Origin of the sequence: Natronosalvus vescus (assembly GCF_023973145.1) — an archaeon.
GTDB lineage: Archaea > Halobacteriota > Halobacteria > Halobacteriales > Natrialbaceae > Natronosalvus > Natronosalvus vescus.
This window is the reverse complement of record NZ_CP099546.1, coordinates 1,744,932-1,764,247: the sequence shown is the minus strand read 5'-3', so window position 1 is coordinate 1,764,247 and position 19,316 is coordinate 1,744,932. Positions and strand designations below refer to the sequence as shown.

General features: G+C 61.9%; 15 protein-coding genes, 1 tRNA gene and 4 rRNA genes. 10 read left to right on the top strand and 10 right to left on the bottom strand.

The genetic code is table 11. From position 1 onward, the window contains the following. Positions 1-11 precede the first annotated feature (11 nt). The 6 genes from NGM68_RS08500 to NGM68_RS08475 all read right to left on the bottom strand — a co-directional run bounded on the left by NGM68_RS08500 (position 12) and on the right by NGM68_RS08475 (position 6,171). The gene (locus tag NGM68_RS08500; RefSeq protein WP_252701210.1) at positions 12-1,343 is read right to left on the bottom strand and encodes a cytochrome P450; all 1,332 of its coding nucleotides are present in this window, start codon (positions 1,341-1,343) and stop codon (positions 12-14) included. A gap of 140 nt (positions 1,344-1,483) precedes the next feature. Further along, positions 1,484-2,002 carry a Holliday junction resolvase Hjc gene (hjc, locus tag NGM68_RS08495; RefSeq protein ID WP_252701209.1) on the bottom strand — a complete coding sequence of 173 codons (519 nt, stop codon included), beginning with the start codon at positions 2,000-2,002 and terminating at the stop codon, positions 1,484-1,486. 145 nt (positions 2,003-2,147) lie between these two features. After that, a complete protein-coding gene (locus NGM68_RS08490; RefSeq protein WP_252701208.1) occupies positions 2,148-3,077 on the bottom strand; it encodes a DUF7983 family protein in 930 nt (309 codons plus the stop codon). Between the two features lie 189 nt (positions 3,078-3,266). Further along, positions 3,267-4,139, bottom strand: a complete 873-nt coding sequence (locus NGM68_RS08485) for an ABC transporter permease subunit (protein WP_252701207.1) — start codon at positions 4,137-4,139, stop codon at positions 3,267-3,269. Next, positions 4,136-5,062 carry an ABC transporter ATP-binding protein gene (locus NGM68_RS08480; RefSeq protein ID WP_252701206.1) on the bottom strand — a complete coding sequence of 309 codons (927 nt, stop codon included), beginning with the start codon at positions 5,060-5,062 and terminating at the stop codon, positions 4,136-4,138. Before NGM68_RS08480 ends, NGM68_RS08485 begins: the two co-directional genes overlap by 4 nt. Positions 5,063-5,244: 182 nt before the next feature. Then, a complete protein-coding gene (locus tag NGM68_RS08475; RefSeq protein ID WP_252701205.1) occupies positions 5,245-6,171 on the bottom strand; it encodes an ArsR/SmtB family transcription factor in 927 nt (308 codons plus the stop codon). Positions 6,172-6,359: 188 nt separating this feature from the next. On the opposite strand from NGM68_RS08475, the gene ilvA reads away from it, so the two are divergent. Both ilvA and lpdA read left to right on the top strand, forming a co-directional pair. Further along, positions 6,360-7,580 carry a threonine ammonia-lyase gene (ilvA, locus tag NGM68_RS08470; protein WP_252701204.1) on the top strand — a complete coding sequence of 407 codons (1,221 nt, stop codon included), beginning with the start codon at positions 6,360-6,362 and terminating at the stop codon, positions 7,578-7,580. Positions 7,581-7,758: 178 nt separating this feature from the next. After that, entirely contained in the window at positions 7,759-9,228 is a 1,470-nt protein-coding gene (gene lpdA, locus NGM68_RS08465; RefSeq protein WP_252701203.1) for a dihydrolipoyl dehydrogenase, read from the top strand. A 66-nt stretch (positions 9,229-9,294) separates the two neighbouring features. Here lpdA and NGM68_RS08460 read toward each other — a convergent pair whose 3' ends face one another. Then, positions 9,295-9,846, bottom strand: a complete 552-nt coding sequence (locus NGM68_RS08460; RefSeq protein ID WP_252701202.1) for a plastocyanin/azurin family copper-binding protein — start codon at positions 9,844-9,846, stop codon at positions 9,295-9,297. A 1,104-nt stretch (positions 9,847-10,950) separates the two neighbouring features. Between NGM68_RS08460 and NGM68_RS08455 the strand changes: the two genes are divergently transcribed. The 8 genes from NGM68_RS08455 to NGM68_RS08420 all read left to right on the top strand — a co-directional run bounded on the left by NGM68_RS08455 (position 10,951) and on the right by NGM68_RS08420 (position 17,219). Then, positions 10,951-12,425, top strand: a 16S ribosomal RNA gene (locus tag NGM68_RS08455). Between the two features lie 115 nt (positions 12,426-12,540). Then, positions 12,541-12,612, top strand: a tRNA-Ala gene (locus NGM68_RS08450). A gap of 222 nt (positions 12,613-12,834) precedes the next feature. Continuing rightward, positions 12,835-15,753, top strand: a 23S ribosomal RNA gene (locus tag NGM68_RS08445). A gap of 152 nt (positions 15,754-15,905) precedes the next feature. Continuing rightward, positions 15,906-16,028 (top strand): 5S ribosomal RNA (gene rrf, locus NGM68_RS08440). Positions 16,029-16,120: 92 nt separating this feature from the next. Then, positions 16,121-16,243 (top strand): 5S ribosomal RNA (gene rrf, locus NGM68_RS08435). The 16S, 23S and 5S rRNA genes sit together here with 1 tRNA gene alongside, the layout of an rRNA operon. Before the next feature lie 133 nt (positions 16,244-16,376). Next, the gene (locus NGM68_RS08430; protein WP_252701201.1) at positions 16,377-16,568 is read left to right on the top strand and encodes a DUF5786 family protein; all 192 of its coding nucleotides are present in this window, start codon (positions 16,377-16,379) and stop codon (positions 16,566-16,568) included. An 81-nt stretch (positions 16,569-16,649) separates the two neighbouring features. After that, positions 16,650-16,847, top strand: a complete 198-nt coding sequence (locus NGM68_RS08425) for a hypothetical protein (RefSeq protein ID WP_252701200.1) — start codon at positions 16,650-16,652, stop codon at positions 16,845-16,847. A 171-nt stretch (positions 16,848-17,018) separates the two neighbouring features. Next, on the top strand, positions 17,019-17,219 hold the full coding sequence (locus NGM68_RS08420; RefSeq protein WP_252701199.1) for a dodecin: 201 nt from the start codon (positions 17,019-17,021) through the stop codon (positions 17,217-17,219). 24 nt (positions 17,220-17,243) lie between these two features. On the opposite strand, the gene NGM68_RS08415 is transcribed toward NGM68_RS08420, so the two are convergent. From NGM68_RS08415 to NGM68_RS08405, 3 genes are read right to left on the bottom strand one after another with little or no spacing between them, the layout of a single operon-like run. Beyond that, complete coding sequence (locus NGM68_RS08415) at positions 17,244-17,618, bottom strand: HesB/IscA family protein (protein ID WP_252701198.1); 375 nt, start codon at positions 17,616-17,618, stop codon at positions 17,244-17,246. A gap of 56 nt (positions 17,619-17,674) precedes the next feature. Continuing rightward, entirely contained in the window at positions 17,675-18,970 is a 1,296-nt protein-coding gene (gene hisD / locus NGM68_RS08410; protein WP_252701197.1) for a histidinol dehydrogenase, read from the bottom strand. A gap of 50 nt (positions 18,971-19,020) precedes the next feature. Next, entirely contained in the window at positions 19,021-19,233 is a 213-nt protein-coding gene (locus NGM68_RS08405; RefSeq protein WP_252701196.1) for a hypothetical protein, read from the bottom strand. Positions 19,234-19,316: the final 83 nt, after the last annotated feature.

Here is a 19,316-nt window from a genome sequence, read left to right as displayed (position 1 = left end):
GCGACCACTCGTTAATCAGATCGGTGCTCGAGGCGCATCTCCATTCCCTCTCTTGGGTGCGCTGTCAGCGATCCCCGCAACTCGATTGCCCCCGAGTCCACCCGCCGCAACCGATACTGCTGGGCGACGGTCGCGGCGATGATCGGAGCCTCGAGCATCGTGAACCCCTTCCCGATGCAGCTACGCGGCCCCGCGCCGAACGGGAAGTAGGCGTAGGTCGGATGGCTCGGTTCGTTCCACCGATCCGGGTCGAACGTGTCCGGGTCGTCGAAGTACCGCGGGTCGCGGTGGGTCGCCCACTGCGAGCACATGACCAGCGATCCTTCGGGGACGTCGTATCCGCCGAGGGTGACGTCCCGCCTCGCCTGGCGGAACATGACGTACACCGGCGGATAGAGCCGCATCGCTTCCTGGAGGACGTTCCGCAGGGTCGTGAGTCGTCGCATCGAGGCGGCCGTCGGCTGCTCACCCTCGAGGACGGTATCGACCTCCTCGTGAACGCGCCGTTCGACGGCGGGGTGTTCGGAGAGTAACGCCCAGGTGTACGTGAGCACCAGCGCCGTCGTGTCGTGGCCGGCGAGCAACATCGTGAGGAGTTCGTCACGGATCCCTCGTTCGTCGATGGCACCGCGGGCCTTCGCTCGGAGGAGGAGTGCGAGCAGGTCGTCGTCAGCGTCGTCTATCCCCGCCCGTTTTCGACGGGCTACGAGGTCGTCGACCACGTCCTCGAGACCCGTGATCGACCGATCAAACGCGAGGGTTTCGGCTGTTGGTAGCCACTCCGGCATCAGGGCGCGTACCGGGTCGGGTTCGAACCGTCGGCCGATGGGCTCGAGCAGGCGGGCCGTCTTTTTAGCCGTCGGGATGGGGAGGTCGACGCCGAACATCGCCTCGACGATGATCTCGAGGGTGGTGCGGGTCATCTCCCACTCGACGTTCCGGGTCTCGCCGTTGTTCCAACGGTCGACCATCGCCTCCGCACGCGTCGCCATCACGGGTGCCAGGCCAGCGATTCTGTCGGGCGCAAAGGCCGGGCTCGCCATCGATCGGCGTTCCCGCCACTGGTCGCCCTCGCTCAGGAGGAGCCCCTCGCCGAGCAGCTGGCCGAGCGCGTCGGTCTGGAACGTCGGTTTCGAGAAGTGGCTCGCGTCGCTGACGAGCACCTGTTCGATCAACGCGGGCGACGTGACCAGGTATGTGCGGTTGGGGCCGAGATCAAACGCCGAAATCTCGCCGTAGGCCTGGCGAACCTGGGCGAGGAACGCGAACGGGTCGCGGGCGAATCGGGGGAGGACGCCGACCAGCGGTGCGCCGTTCGGCCCGGGAACGACGTGGTCTGCCATACCAGTGTTTCGACTCGAGAGGAAAAGACGGTTTGCCCGAACTGTGTTCTCCAGTCGAAACGGTGCCGTTAGCAGCGTCGGCGACGGGACGGTACGCTCGAGGGGAAGATTGAACGATGGTCGATGGAACGATATGACGGTTACTCGAGAATATCAGCGGCTTCCTCGACGTCCATCACGTCCTGTTTGACCGCCTCGAGGACGCGAACAATTTCGGGATCCGGCCCTGGATCGTCGTCACCGATCTCCTCGAGGGTGACCTTCTTTGATCGGCCGACGAACTCGTCGAAGTCCGTTCCTTCAGCAATTGCAGTTTCCTTTTTCACGCGGTAGTTCCCACCGCCGGTGACGTGGAGATCCGCGGGGTGAAAGAAGTACCAGTCCTCGCGGTCGAATCGGACGCCGATACGGGGTTTCGCGCCGAAGTTCTGTGCGAAGTAGATGAGCGCTTCGACCTCTTCGCCAGTGAGATAGATCGGGTTGCCCGAACTCGATTTGGCCTCGATGGCGTAGAACACCTCACCGTCACCAGCGAGCACGTCGGGGAGTTCGCGTTCGGTCGCGGAGCCGCTGGCGGGCGCTCGCATGACCGCAAAGCCCGCCTCGTCGAGGCGATTGACGAGTTCGCGTTCCCGTCGATCGCCCTTCGCCTGAGACATACCCCCTTCTCGCCACCGGAACGATATAAACGGGCCGACTGCCATCGATTCCGTTCGAAGCCGCTCTCGAGAATCGACGTGACCAACTCGCCACCTCGTGTGTCGGGTAGACTCGTCGGGTGTCGGGGTCAGAGCCAGGTCAGGCTCACCCCGCCGAGAGCGCCTCGTCGAGACGCTGCTCGAGGTCGGTGAGGTCGTCATACAGCGACTGGTCGAGCCGACCCGCCTCCGCCGGTTCGAGTTCGTCGAGCCGATCGGCGAGACCCTGTAGCCGGGAGAACTTCTCGCCCTCGTCGACGCCGGTTTTCTGGACGTACACCTGCTGTTCGACGTCGTAGACGTCATCGGACTCGAGGTCGGTAACCGCCAGAACCACGTCGAGTTTGTCCGGATCGACGCCGAGCACCCACTCGTGGGGGATGCCACGTTCGTCGAGCGCGTCCAGGACGACATCGTCGTCCTTCGGTCGTCGCCGATCACGGGTCGTTCGTCGAACCGTCCCGAACCGACCGTGGAGTTCCTGGCCGGGGCCGAGGCGCTCGAGCAGCGTTTCGCTGGCCGACCGCCGCACCCTGTCGGCCCCTCGCTGGACGTCCGACAGGAGGACGTACAGGTCGGTCAGCGACTCGGTATCAAGCGAGGACGGTTGATCGGGCCCGAGGCGCTCGAGTAAATCGGCGAGCAGCGTGGCGTCATCGTGCACCCGTTCGAGGCTCGTCCGAGCCTCTTCGGGCGAGACGAGGTGGGGACTCTCGCCGGCGACTGCTGCTCTGGGCGCTCGCTCGAGGGTGTCGCCGTCTGAAACGTGTTCCACCGAGAGGCTCAGGACGGTCGCGTACGGCTCGACGCCCGGCGGAAGCTCTGACAGGGGGATAGGGCCGGCCTCGAGCTGGTCGGCGAGCACATCGAACTGCTCGCGGTGGAGCGGCCGCTCGTGGCCGCTGTCGACGAACTGAATCACGATCCGATCCTCGAGGGCGTCGTCGATTCGAAACGCGCGATCGGAGACCGGCGTCACCAGTTCGGTTCCGGGCTCGAGGCCGTCACACGCCTCGCGGAGGTCGTACCAGTCCATGTGTAACCCGGACGCCGTCTGGATCGAAAAGTCATGACCGCGTGTGTGCCAGGTGGCGGGTCGGGCTCGATTCGAACCGGCGAGCGACGGACGTTGCCGCGACGCCCCATCCAATTACACTAGTTGTAGTATAAAAATACGATATTTATAGTTTGGTTCTCGCCCGTCTTCGAGCCGGCCGATCGTCGGCTATACGTCGGCGGCGTCGAACCGGAGATAGCCGACCGCGAGCGAGAGTACCAGCCACAGGCCGAGCATCACGATGCCGACCTCGGGGGTGACGTAGAACGGATCGGCGGGGGCGACGTCGGCCCCAGCCCCCGCTCCTCCGCCGGCGGGATCGGCGTTCGCTGCCTCCGCGAAGCCGGGGAACAGGGAGACGATCGCCGAGAAGTACGCCGTCGACGGGGAGACCTGCGTCACGAGGAACACCCAGTCGGGAATCTGTGTGGGCAACGAAAAGCCCTCGACGACGTAGAGGATCCCCATCGGGACGACGTCCCAGAACAGCTCGAAGACGACGAAAAAGCCGAGCGCCAGCGTCGTGGCGCGGGTGGTCGAGCCGGTCGTCGCCGACAGCCCGACCATGATCGTGGTGTAGACGCCGGCGAACGCTAGCGTCGCGAGTACGAAGATCACGAGCGCGCCCACGTCGACGGTTCCCAGTAGCGCGGAACCGAACCCGAGGCCGACGACCAATCCGACCCCGAGGCCGAACGTGAGTACGGCCGCCCGTCCGATCACCTTCCCGACGAACACGTTCCCTCTGGTCGTCGGTAAGGAGAGCAGGAGCTTGATGCTCCCGAGTTCGCGCTCGCCGGCGAGCGATTTGTAACAGACGACGATGGCTGCCAGCGGGACGAACAGGCCGGTCAGGCCGACGGTGAAAAAGAGCAACCCACCGAAGGTCGCCCCGCCGGGTTCGCCGAACATCTCGGGTACCTCCACGTATGCGTACGTCGACACCACAGACAGGAGCACGAAGATCGACACGAGCGCCCACAGCGCCCGCGACTGGACGGCGTCCCGAAAGTCTTTCTTCGCGACGACGTGCCAGGTCATGGCCGCACCTCGTTTGCCCGTCCCTCGTTGGTGTAGCGAACGAACAGATCCTCGAGCGACGATTCGACGACCGAGAAGTCCTGCACTGGCGCCACTTCGGCGTCGATGGCGTGCAAGACGGCGAACTTCGACACGTCGCCGACGCGCACTTCGAGTCGACCGTCGACGAGGGCGGCGTCTGTGACTCCCTCGAGTGCGGCCACCTGCGTGGCGGTCGACTCGTCCGGCTCGGTCACGTAGACGTAGAGAGTTTCGCCCGTTTCGGAGGCGTCTCGAAGCCCGTCGATCGTGTCGACGGCGACGAGCTGTCCGCGGTCGATGATCGCAACCCGGTCGCAGACGGCTTCGACCTGTTCCATGACGTGACTCGAGAAGAAGACGGTCGTGCCCCGGTCGTTCTCCTGGCGGATGATCTCGCGCATCTCGCGGGCGCCGTTGGGGTCGAGGCCGGTCGAGGGTTCGTCGAGCACGAGCAGGTCGGGGTCGCCCACCAGCGCCATCGCGAGAACGAGGCGCTGGCGCATCCCTTTCGAGTAGCCACCTGCTTTCCGGTCGGCGGCCTCGGGGATACCGACACGTTCGAGTAAGGCGAGCGGATCCTCGTCGCTCCCTTTCATCTCGAGGACGAACTCGAGGTGCTGACGGCCGGTGAGGCGGTCGTATACGTGGTAGGCGTCGGGGAGGACGCCGGTTCGGCGCCGGACGGCCTCTCCCTCCGTCTGGGCGTCGTGGCCGAGTACCGTCACGCTACCGTCGGTCGGTCGGATGAAATCGAGAAGGATGTCGATGGTCGTCGACTTTCCGGCACCGTTCGGGCCCAGGAAGCCGAAAATCTCGCCCTCCTCGACGGTCAGGTCGAGGTCGTCGACGGCGACGACGTCACCGAAGCGCTTCGTCAGGTTTCGACACTCGATTGCCGGCATGGTTACGCCGACCTCTCGCCGTGTCGACCGATTTCGGTAGGCTGACAATTAATTGGTATTCGCTCGCGTTGCATACCAGTTTGTTGGACTCGGGACGGATAATCATTGTTGTTTCATTTACATATTGACGATCCGTTTACTCAAAATTGTTTGAGCCCGATTGCCGCCGGTCGTCTCAGCGATCAGTGCTGGCGGTCGGTGGCAGGTGCCGACCGAGGATTGACGTTCGAGACCGAGTGCGTCTCGTCGAATTGCAGTTCGAGGCCCGCGCCGTCGACTGCCAGGGTGACGGTCGCATCGAACGGCTCGAGCGAGCGTACCCGCGTCCGCATCTGACCGTTGACGATGAACGCGAACATCTCCCAGAGGGTGAGCTCGAACAGTGAGATGCCGTGTTCCCAGAGGAAGCCGATGGCCGCCGGGTGGAACGCGGCGACAACCTCGAGCGGAAGGTGGATGACGAACCGACAGCCCTCGCAGGTACTCCGGTGAGTGTAGGCCGTTCGGTGATCGTGATCGTGATCGTGGGCGTCGACGGCGGTGTCTACGGGGCCGTAGCACTCCGGACAGACGCCTCCACGGAGCAAGACGACCGAACTCCAGATCCGAGAGCCGAAACTGTCGATGATCTCTTCCGGGGTTCGGTGTCGCTCCTGACTCGTGGGAAAACTATCCGTCAGCAGCGTCGACTCACACGCCGTACATCGAACCACGAACAGTTCGTTCTCGAGCGCGGCGACGAGTGCATCCGTCTCACAGAAGACGCAGGTTCCGGCCACCGTTCGTTCCTCGAACCCGGTGGTGCTCTCGTAGATGCCGGATCGGAGCCCGCGGACGAGTTTGTCGCCACCGTAGGTCAGTCGATAACCGTCGTCGGTTTCGGTGATGAAGGGGCCAACGAGTTTCGAGAGGTGGTAGGAAAACTGCGAGGTACTGCCGATATCGACCGCCTCGTACAGCGCCGTAAACGACATCGCGTGCCACTGATCCTGGTGATCGTTCGTCGTCTCGGCCAGCGCCAGGAGGATCTGCAGGCGCTGTTCGTTGCCGAGTGCGCCGATGGCCTCGACCATTGCCGGGTCGATCCGTGACTCTCGCGGCGAATCCATTGTCGTTCGTTCGTCCGTCAATGGCTTAACGGCTCGCTCGTTCGCCATGGCTCAACGGTTCGATCGTCCGTCAATGGCTCAACGGCTCGCCTGAGTGGTCTCCCCCACCCTTGCAATACCACCCTGTGTCGAGACACCGACCGAAACCGAAGGGAAAATGATGCGGGAACCACAACGGTATTGTCGGTATGGCCGCCCTTCGCCTCGAAGACGTCCAGGACGCTCGAGCCCGGTTCGACGACGAGTCAGTCGTCCGTGAGACCCCGCTCGAGTCCAATCGATCGCTCAGCGAGATGGCCGACGCGACGGTGTACCTGAAGATGGAACACCTCCAGCGGACGGGCTCGTTCAAGACGCGCGGCGCGTACAACAAACTCGTTCAGGTGGCCGCACGTGGGGGCGTCGAACGTGTCGTCGCTGCCAGCGCCGGCAACCACGCCCAGGGGGTCGCGCTCGCGGCGACCAAGACGGGGCTCGAGTCGACCATCGTCATGCCCAGATACGCCCCACAGGCGAAGGTGAACGCGACCCGGAGTTACGGCGGCGACGTCGTACTCGAAGGCAGCGACTTCCGGGAGGCGATGGCCTACGCCCAGACGCTCACCGACGACCCGAACGTAGGGTTCGTCCACGCCTACGACGACCCCGACATCGTCGCCGGCCAGGGGACGCTCGGCCTCGAGATCTACGACGCGCTCCCGGCGGTCGACACGGTGATCGTGCCGATCGGTGGCGGTGGACTGATCGGGGGGATCGCCACTGCCCTGAAGGCGCTCGATCCCGAGATCCGGATCGTCGGCGTCCAGGCCGCCTCCGCGGCGACGGTTCCCGACAGCCTCGACAAGGGCATCCCGCAGTCGATCGACGACGCGGAGACGATCGCCGACGGGATCGCCACCGGCGGCATCTCCGCACTCACGTTCGGCCTTATCCAGGAGCACGTCGACGACGTCGTCACCGTCTCAGACGATCAGATCGCCCAGAGCACGCTCATCCTGCTTGAGCGGGCGAAACAGCTCGTCGAAGGGGCCGGCGCGGCCTCGGTTGCGGCGTTGCTCTCGGACGACCTCGACGTGAGCGGCGAGACCGTCGTTCCGGTACTCGGTGGCGGAAATATCGACATCTCGATGCTCCAGACGGTGCTCGAGCACGCGCTCACCGATCGCGACCAGTTGCTCCGGCTGCGGGTTCGAATCGCCGACCAGCCGGGGAAGATGGAAGAGATCTCCGGGGTGATCTCCGACCACGGGGCGAACATTCGAACGGTGCGCCACGACCGGGCCGTCGACGATCTCCGGGTCGGTGAGGCGTATCTCGTCTTTCAGGTCGTCACGAGCGGGCAGGAACACGCCCGTAACGTGATCGAATCGATCGAATCACGCGGCTACGACGTCACGCGGGTGCACTGAATCCCGGTCCACTCACCCGTGTCGAGCGACGCCCGAGGCAGTGACGAATCGTGAACCCCCTCGAGCTGCCAGGCGAAATTCTACGTTGGTTCGCGTATCCGACGACGTGTGTGGCTTCCTCTCGAGGCCCGCTGCAAATCTTGCGTCTTTTTATGTGTTGGACTGGCCATCTAGCAGTATGGTCGTCGGAGACATCGCAACTGGAACGGACGTCCTCGTCGTCGGTGCTGGCCCCGCAGGCTACGTCGCCGCGATTCGGGCCGGACAACTCGATCTGGACGTCACGCTCGTCGAAAAGGAAGCCTACGGGGGTACCTGCCTCAACCACGGCTGTATCCCCTCGAAGGCACTGATCACCGCCAGCGACCTCGCCCACGAGGCCGGCAACGCCGAGGAGATGGGCATCCACGCCGACCCGGCAATCGATCTCGAGGGAATGGTCTCCTGGAAGGACGGGGTCGTCGACCAGCTCACCGGGGGCGTCGAGAAGCTCTGTAAGGCAAACGGCGTCAATCTGATCGAGGGGACGGCCCACTTCGCCGACGAGAACAGCGTTCGCGTCTCACACGGCGGCGAAGGGCAGGGCAGCGAATCCATCGACTTCGAACACGCCATCATCGCCACCGGCTCGCGTCCCATCGAAATCCCGAACTTCTCCTACGGGGACGAACCCGTCCTCAACTCCCGACAGGCGCTCGCCCTCGACTCCGTCCCTGACTCGCTGGTCGTCGTCGGCGCGGGCTACATCGGCATGGAACTCGCGACGGTCTTCGCCAAACTCGGCACCGACGTCACCGTCGTCGAGATGCTCGAGGATGCCCTCCCCGGCTTCGACCCCGAACTCGCCCGCCCGGTCAAAAAGCGCGCGAAAGCGCTGGGGATCGACTTTCACTTCGGCTACGGTGCCTCGAAGTGGTACGACCACGGTACCGGCATCCGCGTCGAGGCCGAACCCGCGGAACAGGCAGCAGCCGAAACCGACGGAGGGAGCCAGGCCGCAGTCGAGGACGAAACGCTCGAACTCGACGCCGAGAAGGTGCTCGTCGCCGTCGGCCGTGCCCCGGTCTCGGACACGCTCGACCTCGAGGCTGCTGGCGTCGAGACTGACGACCGCGGCTTCATCACGACGGATGATCGCGCACGCACGAACGTCGACCACATCTTCGCCGTCGGCGACGTCGCCGGCGAACCGATGCTCGCCCACGCCGGCAGCAAGGAAGGACAGGTCGCCGCGGAAGTCATCGCCGGCGAGCCGTCGGCGCTGGACTACCAGGCTATGCCCGCAGCCGTCTTCACCGACCCCGAGATCGGCACCGTTGGCATGACCGAATCCGAAGCCGAGGAGATGGGCTTCGAGACGGCCGTTGGGAAGTTCCCGTTCCAGGCCAGCGGCCGGGCGCTCACGACGGGCCACACTGACGGCTTCGTCAAGATCGTCGCCGACGCCGATGCCGGTTTCATCCTCGGTGCACAGGTCGTCGGCCCTGAGGCCTCCGAACTGATCGCCGAACTCGGCCTCGCGATCGAACTGGGAGCAACCCTCGAGGACGTCGCCGCGACGGTTCACGCGCACCCGACGCTCGCCGAATCAGTCATGGAAGCTGCAGAAAACGCCCTCGGCCACGCGATTCACACGCTGAACCGCTGAATTACGCTGTCACTCCTCTCTTTTCATCCATCTCGAGTAATCCCGTTCGCCGACCTGGAGTCTGGCTCAGACGACCTCGAGCGCGCCGACCATTCCTCGATGGTGGTGTGGCGTGCAGTAGTACGTGTAGGTACCCGGCTCCTCGAGGGTGAACTCGAAGGTCTCGCCTTCGCTGTGTTTCTCGCCGCTGTCGAACGCGTCGTCGGTGTCGACGACGTCGTGTCGACCGCCGTCGCCAGTCCACTCCCAGGTGACTGTCGCGCCCACGGGCACGCGTACGGAACGAGGGGCGTAGCCCATCCCCTCGAGGCCGGTTCCCACGTAGATGACCATCTCCTCGTCGGGTGTCTCCGTCCAGTCGACGGTACCCGGATGGTCGATTCCCTCGAGGAACCCGTCGTACTCCGGTTCGTCGTCTTCGTCGACGAATGTCTCGCCGTCGTAGTAGTCTTCGTCGTTGCCGCCGAAAATGCAGCCAGCCAGTGCGGTGAGGGATACGGCCCCGGCAGCGGCGAGGAGCCGCCGTCTGGTCGGTTGCGGCCGTTCGTCGACGGTCGGTCGCTGTCGCGACCGAGACTGGGAGTCGGAATCGAAACCGGAACTCGAACTCGAGGTCATTTCCTGGTGAACCCTTCGCCGTCACGCCCAAAGCTCTCTCGCTTCGGGTGTAGTTCCGATTGAAACGGTTCACAGCTGATGCCGAAACGCCTGACGAAGAGGTGTACAATGACGTACAGTCGCTACTATACTCGAGGGTCGGTGTATCGATGGGTCACGGTCACAGGGAAGACGGCAACGGGCACAACGGAACGAAACAGGACGATAACAACATCTTCATACGCGTGTACGCTCGAGCGTACGCACACGCGGGTACCACTCGATTCGACCGCACCTACGAGGCTGGGATGACCGATCGACCTCCGCCCGCGGAACATTCTCGAAGGGGTGCCAACCTGGAGATAGATTTATAACTAATTTGAAGCTCTGATCATCCACCGTGACCGATGGAAAACCATGCCATGGTAGCGGGTTCCCACAGAGACAGTGGTTCGACGGCCTTATATACGAACCCACTCCTCGGTTAGAATGCGAACGACGTGGCGCACGCAGCCACGTTCCCTCTGGCCGTATCCCGGCACGGAGGTAGGCACTGCATCCCCACCCTTACACTGGGCGTCGAGCTGATCCGACGACCTTAAGTGTGTAAGTCAACTCGGATTGGTTGCAAACGCGTCGGCTTCTGCCGACCTTACCGATCCGACGCCCTTATATACTTAGGGACGTTCAGATTGGAACGCGAACACCCTTGCCGGATGCGACTTCTGGCAGGGGCGCGATCCGATGCCCTTAAGTGTGTAAGGGGATTCGGATTGGATGTGAACGAGGTCGGCTTCGCCGGCTTCGATCCGATCCGACGCCCTTAAGTAAACGAGGGCACTCGGATGCAAACGCAAAGAACGCGTGATCGACGGGGCGTTCAACTCGCTCCGTCATCTCGGACTCGGTTCGAAGGGGTTAAGTACCCCAGAAGACCTACAAAGTAGTCCGAAGGAAATGAGGATTCCACCCCTGCGGTCCGCCGTACAGATGGGATCTGATGTTAGCCTTGATAGTTCGGTGACGCTCGATCGGTCGATCGATGCTGGTCACCGAACGGACCCATTTAGTGTGAGTGTGTACCTACATTCACCGCCAAATGCCCCAGCTTCGCTGGGGGATAGCATTCCGGTTGATCCTGCCGGAGGTCATTGCTATTGGAGTCCGATTTAGCCATGCTAGTCGTACGAATTTAGATTCGTGGCGGATAGCTCAGTAACACGTGGCCAAACTACCCTGTCGAGAGCGATAACCTCGGGAAACTGAGGCTAATAGCTCATACGGCTCGATGCCTGGAACTGGCTCGAGCTCGAAATGCTCAGGCGCGACAGGATGTGGCTGCGGCCGATTAGGTTGACGGTGGGGTAACGGCCCACCGTGCCGATAATCGGTACGGGTTGTGAGAGCAAGAGCCCGGAGACGGAATCTGAGACAAGATTCCGGGCCCTACGGGGCGCAGCAGGCGCGAAACCTTTACACTGCACGACAGTGCGATAAGGGGACTCCAAGTGCGAGGGCATATAGTCCTCGCTTTTGTGTACCGTAAGGTGGTACACGAATAAGGGCTGGGCAAGACCGGTGCCAGCCGCCGCGGTAATACCGGCAGCCCAAGTGATGACCGCTATTATTGGGCCTAAAGCGTCCGTAGCTGGCCGTACAAGTCCGTCGGGAAATCTACTCGCTTAACGAGTAGACGTCCGGCGGAAACTGTTCGGCTAGGGACCGGAAGACCTGAGGGGTACGTCTGGGGTAGGAGTGAAATCCCGTAATCCTGGACGGACCACCGGTGGCGAAAGCGCCTCAGGAAGACGGATCCGACAGTGAGGGACGAAAGCTCGGGTCACGAACCGGATTAGATACCCGGGTAGTCCGAGCCGTAAACGATGTCTGCTAGGTGTGACGCTGGCTACGAGCCAGCGTTGTGCCGTAGGGAAGCCGTGAAGCAGACCGCCTGGGAAGTACGTCCGCAAGGATGAAACTTAAAGGAATTGGCGGGGGAGCACTACAACCGGAGGAGCCTGCGGTTTAATTGGACTCAACGCCGGACATCTCACCAGCACCGACAGTATGCTGTGAAGCTCAGTGTGATGAGCTTAGTGGAGCTACTGAGAGGAGGTGCATGGCCGCCGTCAGCTCGTACCGTGAGGCGTCCTGTTAAGTCAGGCAACGAGCGAGACCCGCACTCTTAATTGCCAGCAACACCCTTGTGGTGGTTGGGTACATTAGGAGGACTGCCAGTGCCAAACTGGAGGAAGGAACGGGCAACGGTAGGTCAGTATGCCCCGAATGTGCTGGGCTACACGCGGGCTACAATGGTCGAGACAGTGGGATGCTACGCCGAAAGGCGACGCTAATCTCCTAAACTCGATCGTAGTTCGGATTGAGGGTTGAAACTCACCCTCATGAAGCTGGATTCGGTAGTAATCGCGCCTCAGAAGGGCGCGGTGAATACGTCCCTGCTCCTTGCACACACCGCCCGTCAAAGCACCCGAGTGAGGTCCGGATGAGGCCGGCGTAACGCCGGTCGAATCTGGGCTTCGCAAGGGGGCTTAAGTCGTAACAAGGTAGCCGTAGGGGAATCTGCGGCTGGATCACCTCCACAGACCGGGACTGGGGCGACGCCCCAGCCCACCACGTGTCCGTTCGGTACCGCTCGATCGGCCGAGCGAGCACCTTTGAACTATCAAGGCTAACGTTATGCCCCCGAGAGGGGGTGGGCCCATAGCTCAGTGGTAGAGTGCCTCCTTTGCAAGGAGGATGCCCAGGGTTCGAATCCCTGTGGGTCCATCTCTCGGGTGACGATTGTAGATTGTATCCTCTGGATACAGCATCTGCATCCGATCCCGAATGAACCGATGCACCACCCCGCGCAAGTGCGGGTGGGAAGGGTCAATGCAGGCCGGCCGTCTACCGGCGTGCAGATGAGACCGTGTGTACGTGTAGTCCAGGCGTCCACTGGACCCGTTCCCGGGTCACATGTTACATCGAGTAACACTATTCCAGATCCGAAGAACGTGGCTACTGTGCCAGCTGGTGGATCGCTCGGCTCGAGAGCTGAAGAAGGACGTGCCAAGCTGCGATAAGCCCAAGGGACCCGCACGGAGGGGAAGAACTTGGGATCTCCGAATAGGAATCCTCTTTGCAATTGCTTTGCGCAATAGGGAACGTCGAGAACTGAAACATCTTAGTATCGACAGGAAAAGAAAGCAACGCGATGTCGTTAGTAACGGCGAGTGAACCCGACACAGTCCAAACCGAAGCCCCTTTGGGGCAATGTGGTGTTCGGACTGACTCTCATCGGACGACAATCGACACGAAATCCCTTGGAACAGGGTACGAAACAGGGTGACAGTCCCGTAGCGTCGATCAGTACTCCGTGCGTCAGCTCCAGAGTATCGGGGGTTGGATATCCCTCGTGAATATCGCGGGCATTGACCGCGAAGACTAAACACTCCTCGAGACCGATAGCGAAATTAGTAGCGTGAGCGAATGCTGAAAAGCACCCCAAAAAGGGAGGTGCAATAGGGCGTGAAATCAGTTGGCGATAGAACGACGGGGCATACAAGGCCCTGCGGGTAACAAACCAGGTGCAAACCTGTAGTAGGAACCGCGGGGAGCCGATGTTCCGTCGTACGTTTTGAAAAACGAACCAGGGAGTGTACCTGTTTGACGAGTCTAACCTGTTCATCAGGGGAGGCAGAGGGAAACCGATACGGCCGCAGTCTTACGACGAGGGCCACCGTGTTCAAGCGCGGGGAGTCAAGCGGGTACAACCCGAAACCGGATGATCTAGGCGTGGGCAGGGTGAAGCGTGGCGAAAGCCACGTGGAGGCCCGATAGCGTTGGTGTCCTACAATACCCTCGCGTGACCTACGTCTAGGGGTGAAAGGCCCATCGAATTCGGAAACAGCTGGTTCCAACCGAAACATGTCGAAGCATGACCTCCACCGAGGTAGTCTGTGAGGTAGAGCGACGGATTGGGGGACCGGACTCCGAGAGGAGTTCGCCCCCCTGTCCAACTCCGAACTTACAGACGCCGTCGACGTGGGGAGTCCGGTGCGCGGGGTAAGCCTGTGTACCGTGAGGGAGACAACCCAGAGCTGGGTTAAGGTCCCCAAGTATGGACTAAGTGCGATTGAAAGTGGTCGCAAGCCCTAGACAGCCGGGAGGTGAGCTTAGAAGCAGCTACCCTCTAAGAAAAGCGTAACAGCTTACCGGCCGAGGTTTGCGGCGCTGAAAATGATCGGGGCTCAAGTCCATCACCGAGACCTGGCGGCACTCTTTAGAGAGTGATCCCGTAGGTTGGCAGTCTGTTCGGGCGGAAGCACGGCCGAGAGGTCGTGTGGACCGTGCAGTCACGAAAATCCTGGTCATAGTAGCAGCGTTAGTCGGGTGAGAACCCCGACGGCCGAACGAGTAAGGGTTCCTCAGCAATGCTGATCAGCTGAGGGTTAGCCGGTCCTAAGTCAGCCCGCAATTCGAAGCTGACAAAAGGGAAATAGGTTAATATTCCTATGCCAGTGTGCAGTAAAAGTCGACGCTTTGGGGCCACCTCAGCCGGGCACTCGCCCGGTCGAACCGTCGAAGTTCGTGGAAGCCGTAATGGCAAGAAGCGGATGAATGTCGGGATAGCGCAAGTGAGGCCAACCTGGAGCCCGTGAAAAGACGAGCACACTGTCCGTACCGAGATCCGACACAGGTACTCATGGCGGCGAAAGCCAAGGTCTGTCGGGAATAACCGACGTTAGGGAATTCGGCAAGTTAGTCCCGTACGTTCGCAATAAGGGATGCCTGCCTCGGAAAGAGGCAGGTCGCAGTGACTCGGGCGCTCCGACTGTCTAGTAACAACATAGGTGACCGCAAATCCGAAAGGACTCGTACGGTCACTGAATCCTGCCCAGTGCAGGTATCTGAACACCCCGTACAAGGGGACGAAGGACCTGTTAACGGCGGGGGTAACTATGACCCTCTTAAGGTAGCGTAGTACCTTGCCGCTTTAGTAGCGGCTTGCATGAATGGATCAACGAGAGCGCCACTGTCCCAACGTTGGGCCCGGTGAACTGTACATTCCAGTGCGGAGTCTGGAGACCCCCAAGGGGAAGCGAAGACCCTATAGAGCTTTACTGCAGGCTGTCACTGAGACGTGGTCGCCATTGTGCAGCATAGGTAGAAGCCGTTACACAGGTACCCGCGCTAGCGGGCCACCGAGGCGCCACTGAAATACTACCCGATGGTGACTGCGACTCTCACTCCTGGCGGAGGACACTGGTAGCCGGGCAGTTTGACTGGGGCGGTACGCGCTTGAAAAGATATCGAGCGCGCCCCAAGGTTTCCTCACTCGGGTCGGAGACCCGAGAAAGAGCGCAAGAGCATACGGAAGCCTGACAGTGTCGAGCACAACAATCGACGCTGACGCGAAAGCGTGGTCTAGCGAACCAATTAGCCTGCCCAATGCGGGCAATTGCTGACAGAAAAGCTACCTTAGGGATAACAGAGTCGTCACCCGCAAGAGCACATATCGACCGGGTGGCTTGCTACCTCGATGTCGGTTCCCTCCATCCTGCCCGTGCAGAAGCGGGCAAGGGTGAGGTTGTTCGCCTATTAAAGGAGGTCGTGAGCTGGGTTTAGACCGTCGTGAGACAGGTCGGCTGCTATCTATTGGGGGTGTGAGGTATCTGACGAGAACGTTCGTATAGTACGAGAGGAACTACGAATGGGTGCCACTCGTGTACCGGTTGTTCGAAAGAGCACGTGCCGGGCAGCGACGCACCACGGGGTAAGAGCTGAACGCATCTAAGCTCGAAACCCACTTGAAAAAGAGATACCACTGAGGTCACTCGTAGAAGACGAGTTCGATAGACTCGGGGTGTACGCACCGAGGCAACGAGGTGTTGAGCCCGCGAGCACTAACAGACCAAGCCACACAATCATCAATCATTGGATTTGGAATCTGCACTGGACCCGCGAACGGGTCCAGACGCAAACTGGACTACACGCACACACGGTCGGAGAGACCACCGATTACAGGAGACACACAGCAACGGGCTGTGTGAGGACGGTTCGAGTCCGTCGATCGGCGTTCAGGCGGCCACAGCGACGAGGTTTCCACCCGTACCCATCCCGAACACGGTAGTTAAGCTCGTCTGCGTTCCGGCACATACTGGCGTGGGAGACCCGCTGGGAAGCCCGGTTCGCCGCCTCCCACTCATACACTATACACCATATACAACTCGAGCACCCCTCGAGTCACCGACAGTGGTCTATCAAACGGCGGTTCGATTCCGCCGGTCGGCATTACGGCGGCCACAGCGACGAGGTTACCACCCGTACCCATCCCGAACACGGTAGTTAAGCTCGTTTGCGTTCCGGCACATACTGGCGTGGGAGACCCGCTGGGAAGCCCGGTTCGCCGCCTCCATTCATTCGATTTTACCCGAGAGCGACAGCGGTGGAGGCGTTAACGACGGATTCGTGCGCTATACCAATTCGTAACACTCTGAACCACACGTGCGATCGGTGGAACTAAACGGGAATCGCCCTATTAGTCGTGTATGGGTTTTGGAAGCTACGATGAGTCCGAGCAAAAGCATCAACAGCGAGAGACAGACGACGGCGAGGACGCGGCGGTGAACGTGCACCAGCACGAACACGACGGCGAGATGACCCTCGAGAACGGCGCGTCGACTGACGAGTTGCTCGGGCAGTTAGCGGATATCAAGGCCAAGGCCGCTGACGAGGAGTGAGATTACGAGTCTGCTGTGCCGGTGGTTCATTTCTGCGATCGTCATCACAGATATTTGTACTATCGAACACGTAGGTGTGGTATGAACGGCGACGTCGCCCGAAAGCTCGATCGGATCGTCCAGTTGTTCGCCCTCATCGCGGCCCTCATCGGCGTGCTCATCCTGACGCAGATTGGAGTCGATTCGGTGGTCGCCATCGTGCTCCTGATCGTCATCGGTGGGTTCGTGATCACGGCGCTGGTCTCCGCGCTCACCGGGAAGCGGGCGATTGGCCAGTAAGGGGTGACACAGTCGAGACAGCGTGGATGAGCTCCAGGGGTGGCCGCGTTCACGTCACCCCTCCCCGAACGCGACCTCCGACGCCGATCCGATTCTCGGAACCGAGGGGTCGACTCGTACACCTCGAGCGGGTGTACGTTTAAGGCGTCACCCAAAGTACGACATCCTGCAATGGTCTTCAAAAAGATCACCCTGATCGGGACGAGTCCGGATAGTTTCGATGCCGCCGCAGACGATGCGATCGATCGAGCGGAATCGACGCTCAACAACGTCAAGTGGGTCGAAGTCGACGAACTCGGCGTCGAAGTCGCGTCGGTAGAAGGTCGGGAGTACCAGGCAGAAGTAACGGTCGCGTTCGAACTCGAGGACTAAGCGGTCGCCGTCACCGTCGGCAGATCAGGTGCGGAACGACTCCCCGCACCCGCACTCGCTGACGACGTTCGGATTTTCGACGTGGAACCCTTCGCCCTGGAGGCCGCTCTCGTAATCGAGAACGCTCCCTCCGATGTATTTCAGGCTCGCCGGATCGACGAACACCCGGAGGTCGTGGTGGGTGTAGATGGCGTCGTCCGCTTCGGGCGCTTTATCGAATCGCATGCCGTAGGACAGGCCCGCACAGCCGCCTTGCTGGACGAACAGCCGGAGTCCGGCCTCGGTTACGTCGTACGCCTCGTCCTCGAGGAGGGCGAGGGCGCGCTCGGCGGCCGTCTCGGTTACCTCGATACGGGGGCGGGTGGTGCCACCGTCACCATCTGCGCTCTCAGTGCTCATAGCCTACCTTACGTGGCCGGGATGTTAACTGTGACGCCGTTGGCACAGCCACGACCTCACTCCCGAGAATCGTCCGTTCGAAGGCGGACGCTTTCGGCGTGTGCCTCGAGGCCTTCCGCGTCGGCCAGCGTGGTGATCGTCGGTGCCAGATCGTCGAGCGCGGATTCCGCTAGCCGCTGGACGGTCGTCGCCCGGAGGAAGTGATCGACCGAGAGGCCGCCGGTCAACTTTGCGCCGCCGTTCGTCGGGAGGACGTGGTTGGTTCCGCTCGCGTAATCGCCTGCGGCGACCGGCGTGTTCGGCCCGAGGAAGACGCTCCCGGCGCTGTCGATGCGCTCGAGGATCGATTCGTCGTCGTCGGCCATGATCGCGAGGTGTTCCGGAGCGTACTCCTCGGTAAAGAGGATGGCCTCGCTCATCGACCGGGCGAGCAAGACGCCGCTGGCGTCGCTCGAGATCGCCTCGCGGATGGTGTCGGCGCGCGCCCGCTCGTCGAGCTGGTCGTCGACAGCCTCGACGATGGCGGCCGCGGTTGCCTCGTCGTCCGTGACGGCGACCACCGAGGCGTTCGGGTCGTGTTCGGCCTGGGCGAGCAGTTCGGCGGCGACGTAACGGGGGTCGGCCGTGTCGTCCGCGATGACGACGACCTCGCTCGGGCCGGCGAGCAGGTCGATCTCGACGTCGTTTCGAACCGCGGCTTTCGCGGCCGTTACCCAGCGGTTGCCGGGACCGACGATCTTCTGGACGCGGGTGACCGTCTCGGTGCCGTAGGCGAGCGCGGCGATGGCCTGTGCGCCACCAACGCTGTAGACGGCGTCGGCGCCCGCGAGGTGAATCGCTGCGAGCGTGACGGGGTTGAGGTCGTCGGCTGGCGGCGTGACGACCGAAATGTGATCGACACCGGCGACGACGGCCGGGACGACCCCCATGATCGCGCTCGAGGGATATGCGGCCGTCCCGCCGGGCACGTAGACGCCGACGCGCTCGAGCGGGCGAAAGCGCCGGCCCAGTTCGCGGCCGTCGTCGAACTCGCGACGCCAGTCTTCCGGCACCTGCGCCTCGTGGAACTCGCGAACGTTTTCGATGGCAATGTCGATGGCGTTTCGGACGTCCTCGGAAACGTCGTCGACCGCGCGTTCGCACGCGTCGGTGATCTCGAGGTTGCCAACGTCGACGTCGTCGAACTCCCGGCAGTACTCCCGGACGGCGACGTCGCCCTCCTCGCGGACGCGGTCGACGATCTCCTGAGCGTCTGCTCGAGCGGAGTCGATCCCGGCGTCCCGATCGAACAGGGCCGCACGCGCCTCGAGGCCGAGGTCGGCGATTTCGGTGACGGCTAGCGTCGTGGTCATGGCTTCGGGTTCGGGCGGGGCGTGAAAAACGGTTTCTTTCGCGGTCGCCCTTACTTCTCGATCGGTGCGAGTCCGATCTTGGCAGCGGTCGCTCTAAGGAAGAGGAAGACGACCAGGCCGAATCCGATCACGCCGACCGGTGCAGCGAGTATCTGTGCCGTCCGGAAGGAGAGGACGAGTCGACTGAACCCGAGGATCATGAAGCTCAGAATAACGAGGCCGAAGGCGACGAGTGCGAGTTTCACGAACTCGTGTTGATCCATAGGTGTGGCTAGGTGTGGTGGTGCTAAGAGCTATCGGAACGTGGGTGTGGATGCGGTTCTAACCGTCTCCGATGGAGACTCGA

Bases quoted from the DNA above. Each gene is read 5' to 3' on its own strand.
- NGM68_RS08490 (WP_252701208.1), bottom strand. From the start codon at position 3,077: ATGGACTGGTACGACCTCCGCGAGGCGTGTGACGGCCTCGAGCCCGGA.
- NGM68_RS08425 (WP_252701200.1), top strand. From the start codon at position 16,650: ATGAACGGCGACGTCGCCCGAAAGCTCGATCGGATCGTCCAGTTGTTC.
- NGM68_RS08430 (WP_252701201.1), top strand. From the start codon at position 16,377: ATGGGTTTTGGAAGCTACGATGAGTCCGAGCAAAAGCATCAACAGCGA.
- NGM68_RS08460 (WP_252701202.1), bottom strand. From the start codon at position 9,846: ATGACCTCGAGTTCGAGTTCCGGTTTCGATTCCGACTCCCAGTCTCGG.
- hjc (WP_252701209.1), bottom strand. From the start codon at position 2,002: ATGTCTCAGGCGAAGGGCGATCGACGGGAACGCGAACTCGTCAATCGC.
- NGM68_RS08485 (WP_252701207.1), bottom strand. From the start codon at position 4,139: ATGACCTGGCACGTCGTCGCGAAGAAAGACTTTCGGGACGCCGTCCAG.
- lpdA (WP_252701203.1), top strand. From the start codon at position 7,759: ATGGTCGTCGGAGACATCGCAACTGGAACGGACGTCCTCGTCGTCGGT.
- NGM68_RS08420 (WP_252701199.1), top strand. From the start codon at position 17,019: ATGGTCTTCAAAAAGATCACCCTGATCGGGACGAGTCCGGATAGTTTC.
- ilvA (WP_252701204.1), top strand. From the start codon at position 6,360: ATGGCCGCCCTTCGCCTCGAAGACGTCCAGGACGCTCGAGCCCGGTTC.
- NGM68_RS08500 (WP_252701210.1), bottom strand. From the start codon at position 1,343: ATGGCAGACCACGTCGTTCCCGGGCCGAACGGCGCACCGCTGGTCGGC.
- hisD (WP_252701197.1), bottom strand. From the start codon at position 18,970: ATGACCACGACGCTAGCCGTCACCGAAATCGCCGACCTCGGCCTCGAG.
- NGM68_RS08405 (WP_252701196.1), bottom strand. From the start codon at position 19,233: ATGGATCAACACGAGTTCGTGAAACTCGCACTCGTCGCCTTCGGCCTC.
- NGM68_RS08480 (WP_252701206.1), bottom strand. From the start codon at position 5,062: ATGCCGGCAATCGAGTGTCGAAACCTGACGAAGCGCTTCGGTGACGTC.
- NGM68_RS08475 (WP_252701205.1), bottom strand. From the start codon at position 6,171: ATGGATTCGCCGCGAGAGTCACGGATCGACCCGGCAATGGTCGAGGCC.
- NGM68_RS08415 (WP_252701198.1), bottom strand. From the start codon at position 17,618: ATGAGCACTGAGAGCGCAGATGGTGACGGTGGCACCACCCGCCCCCGT.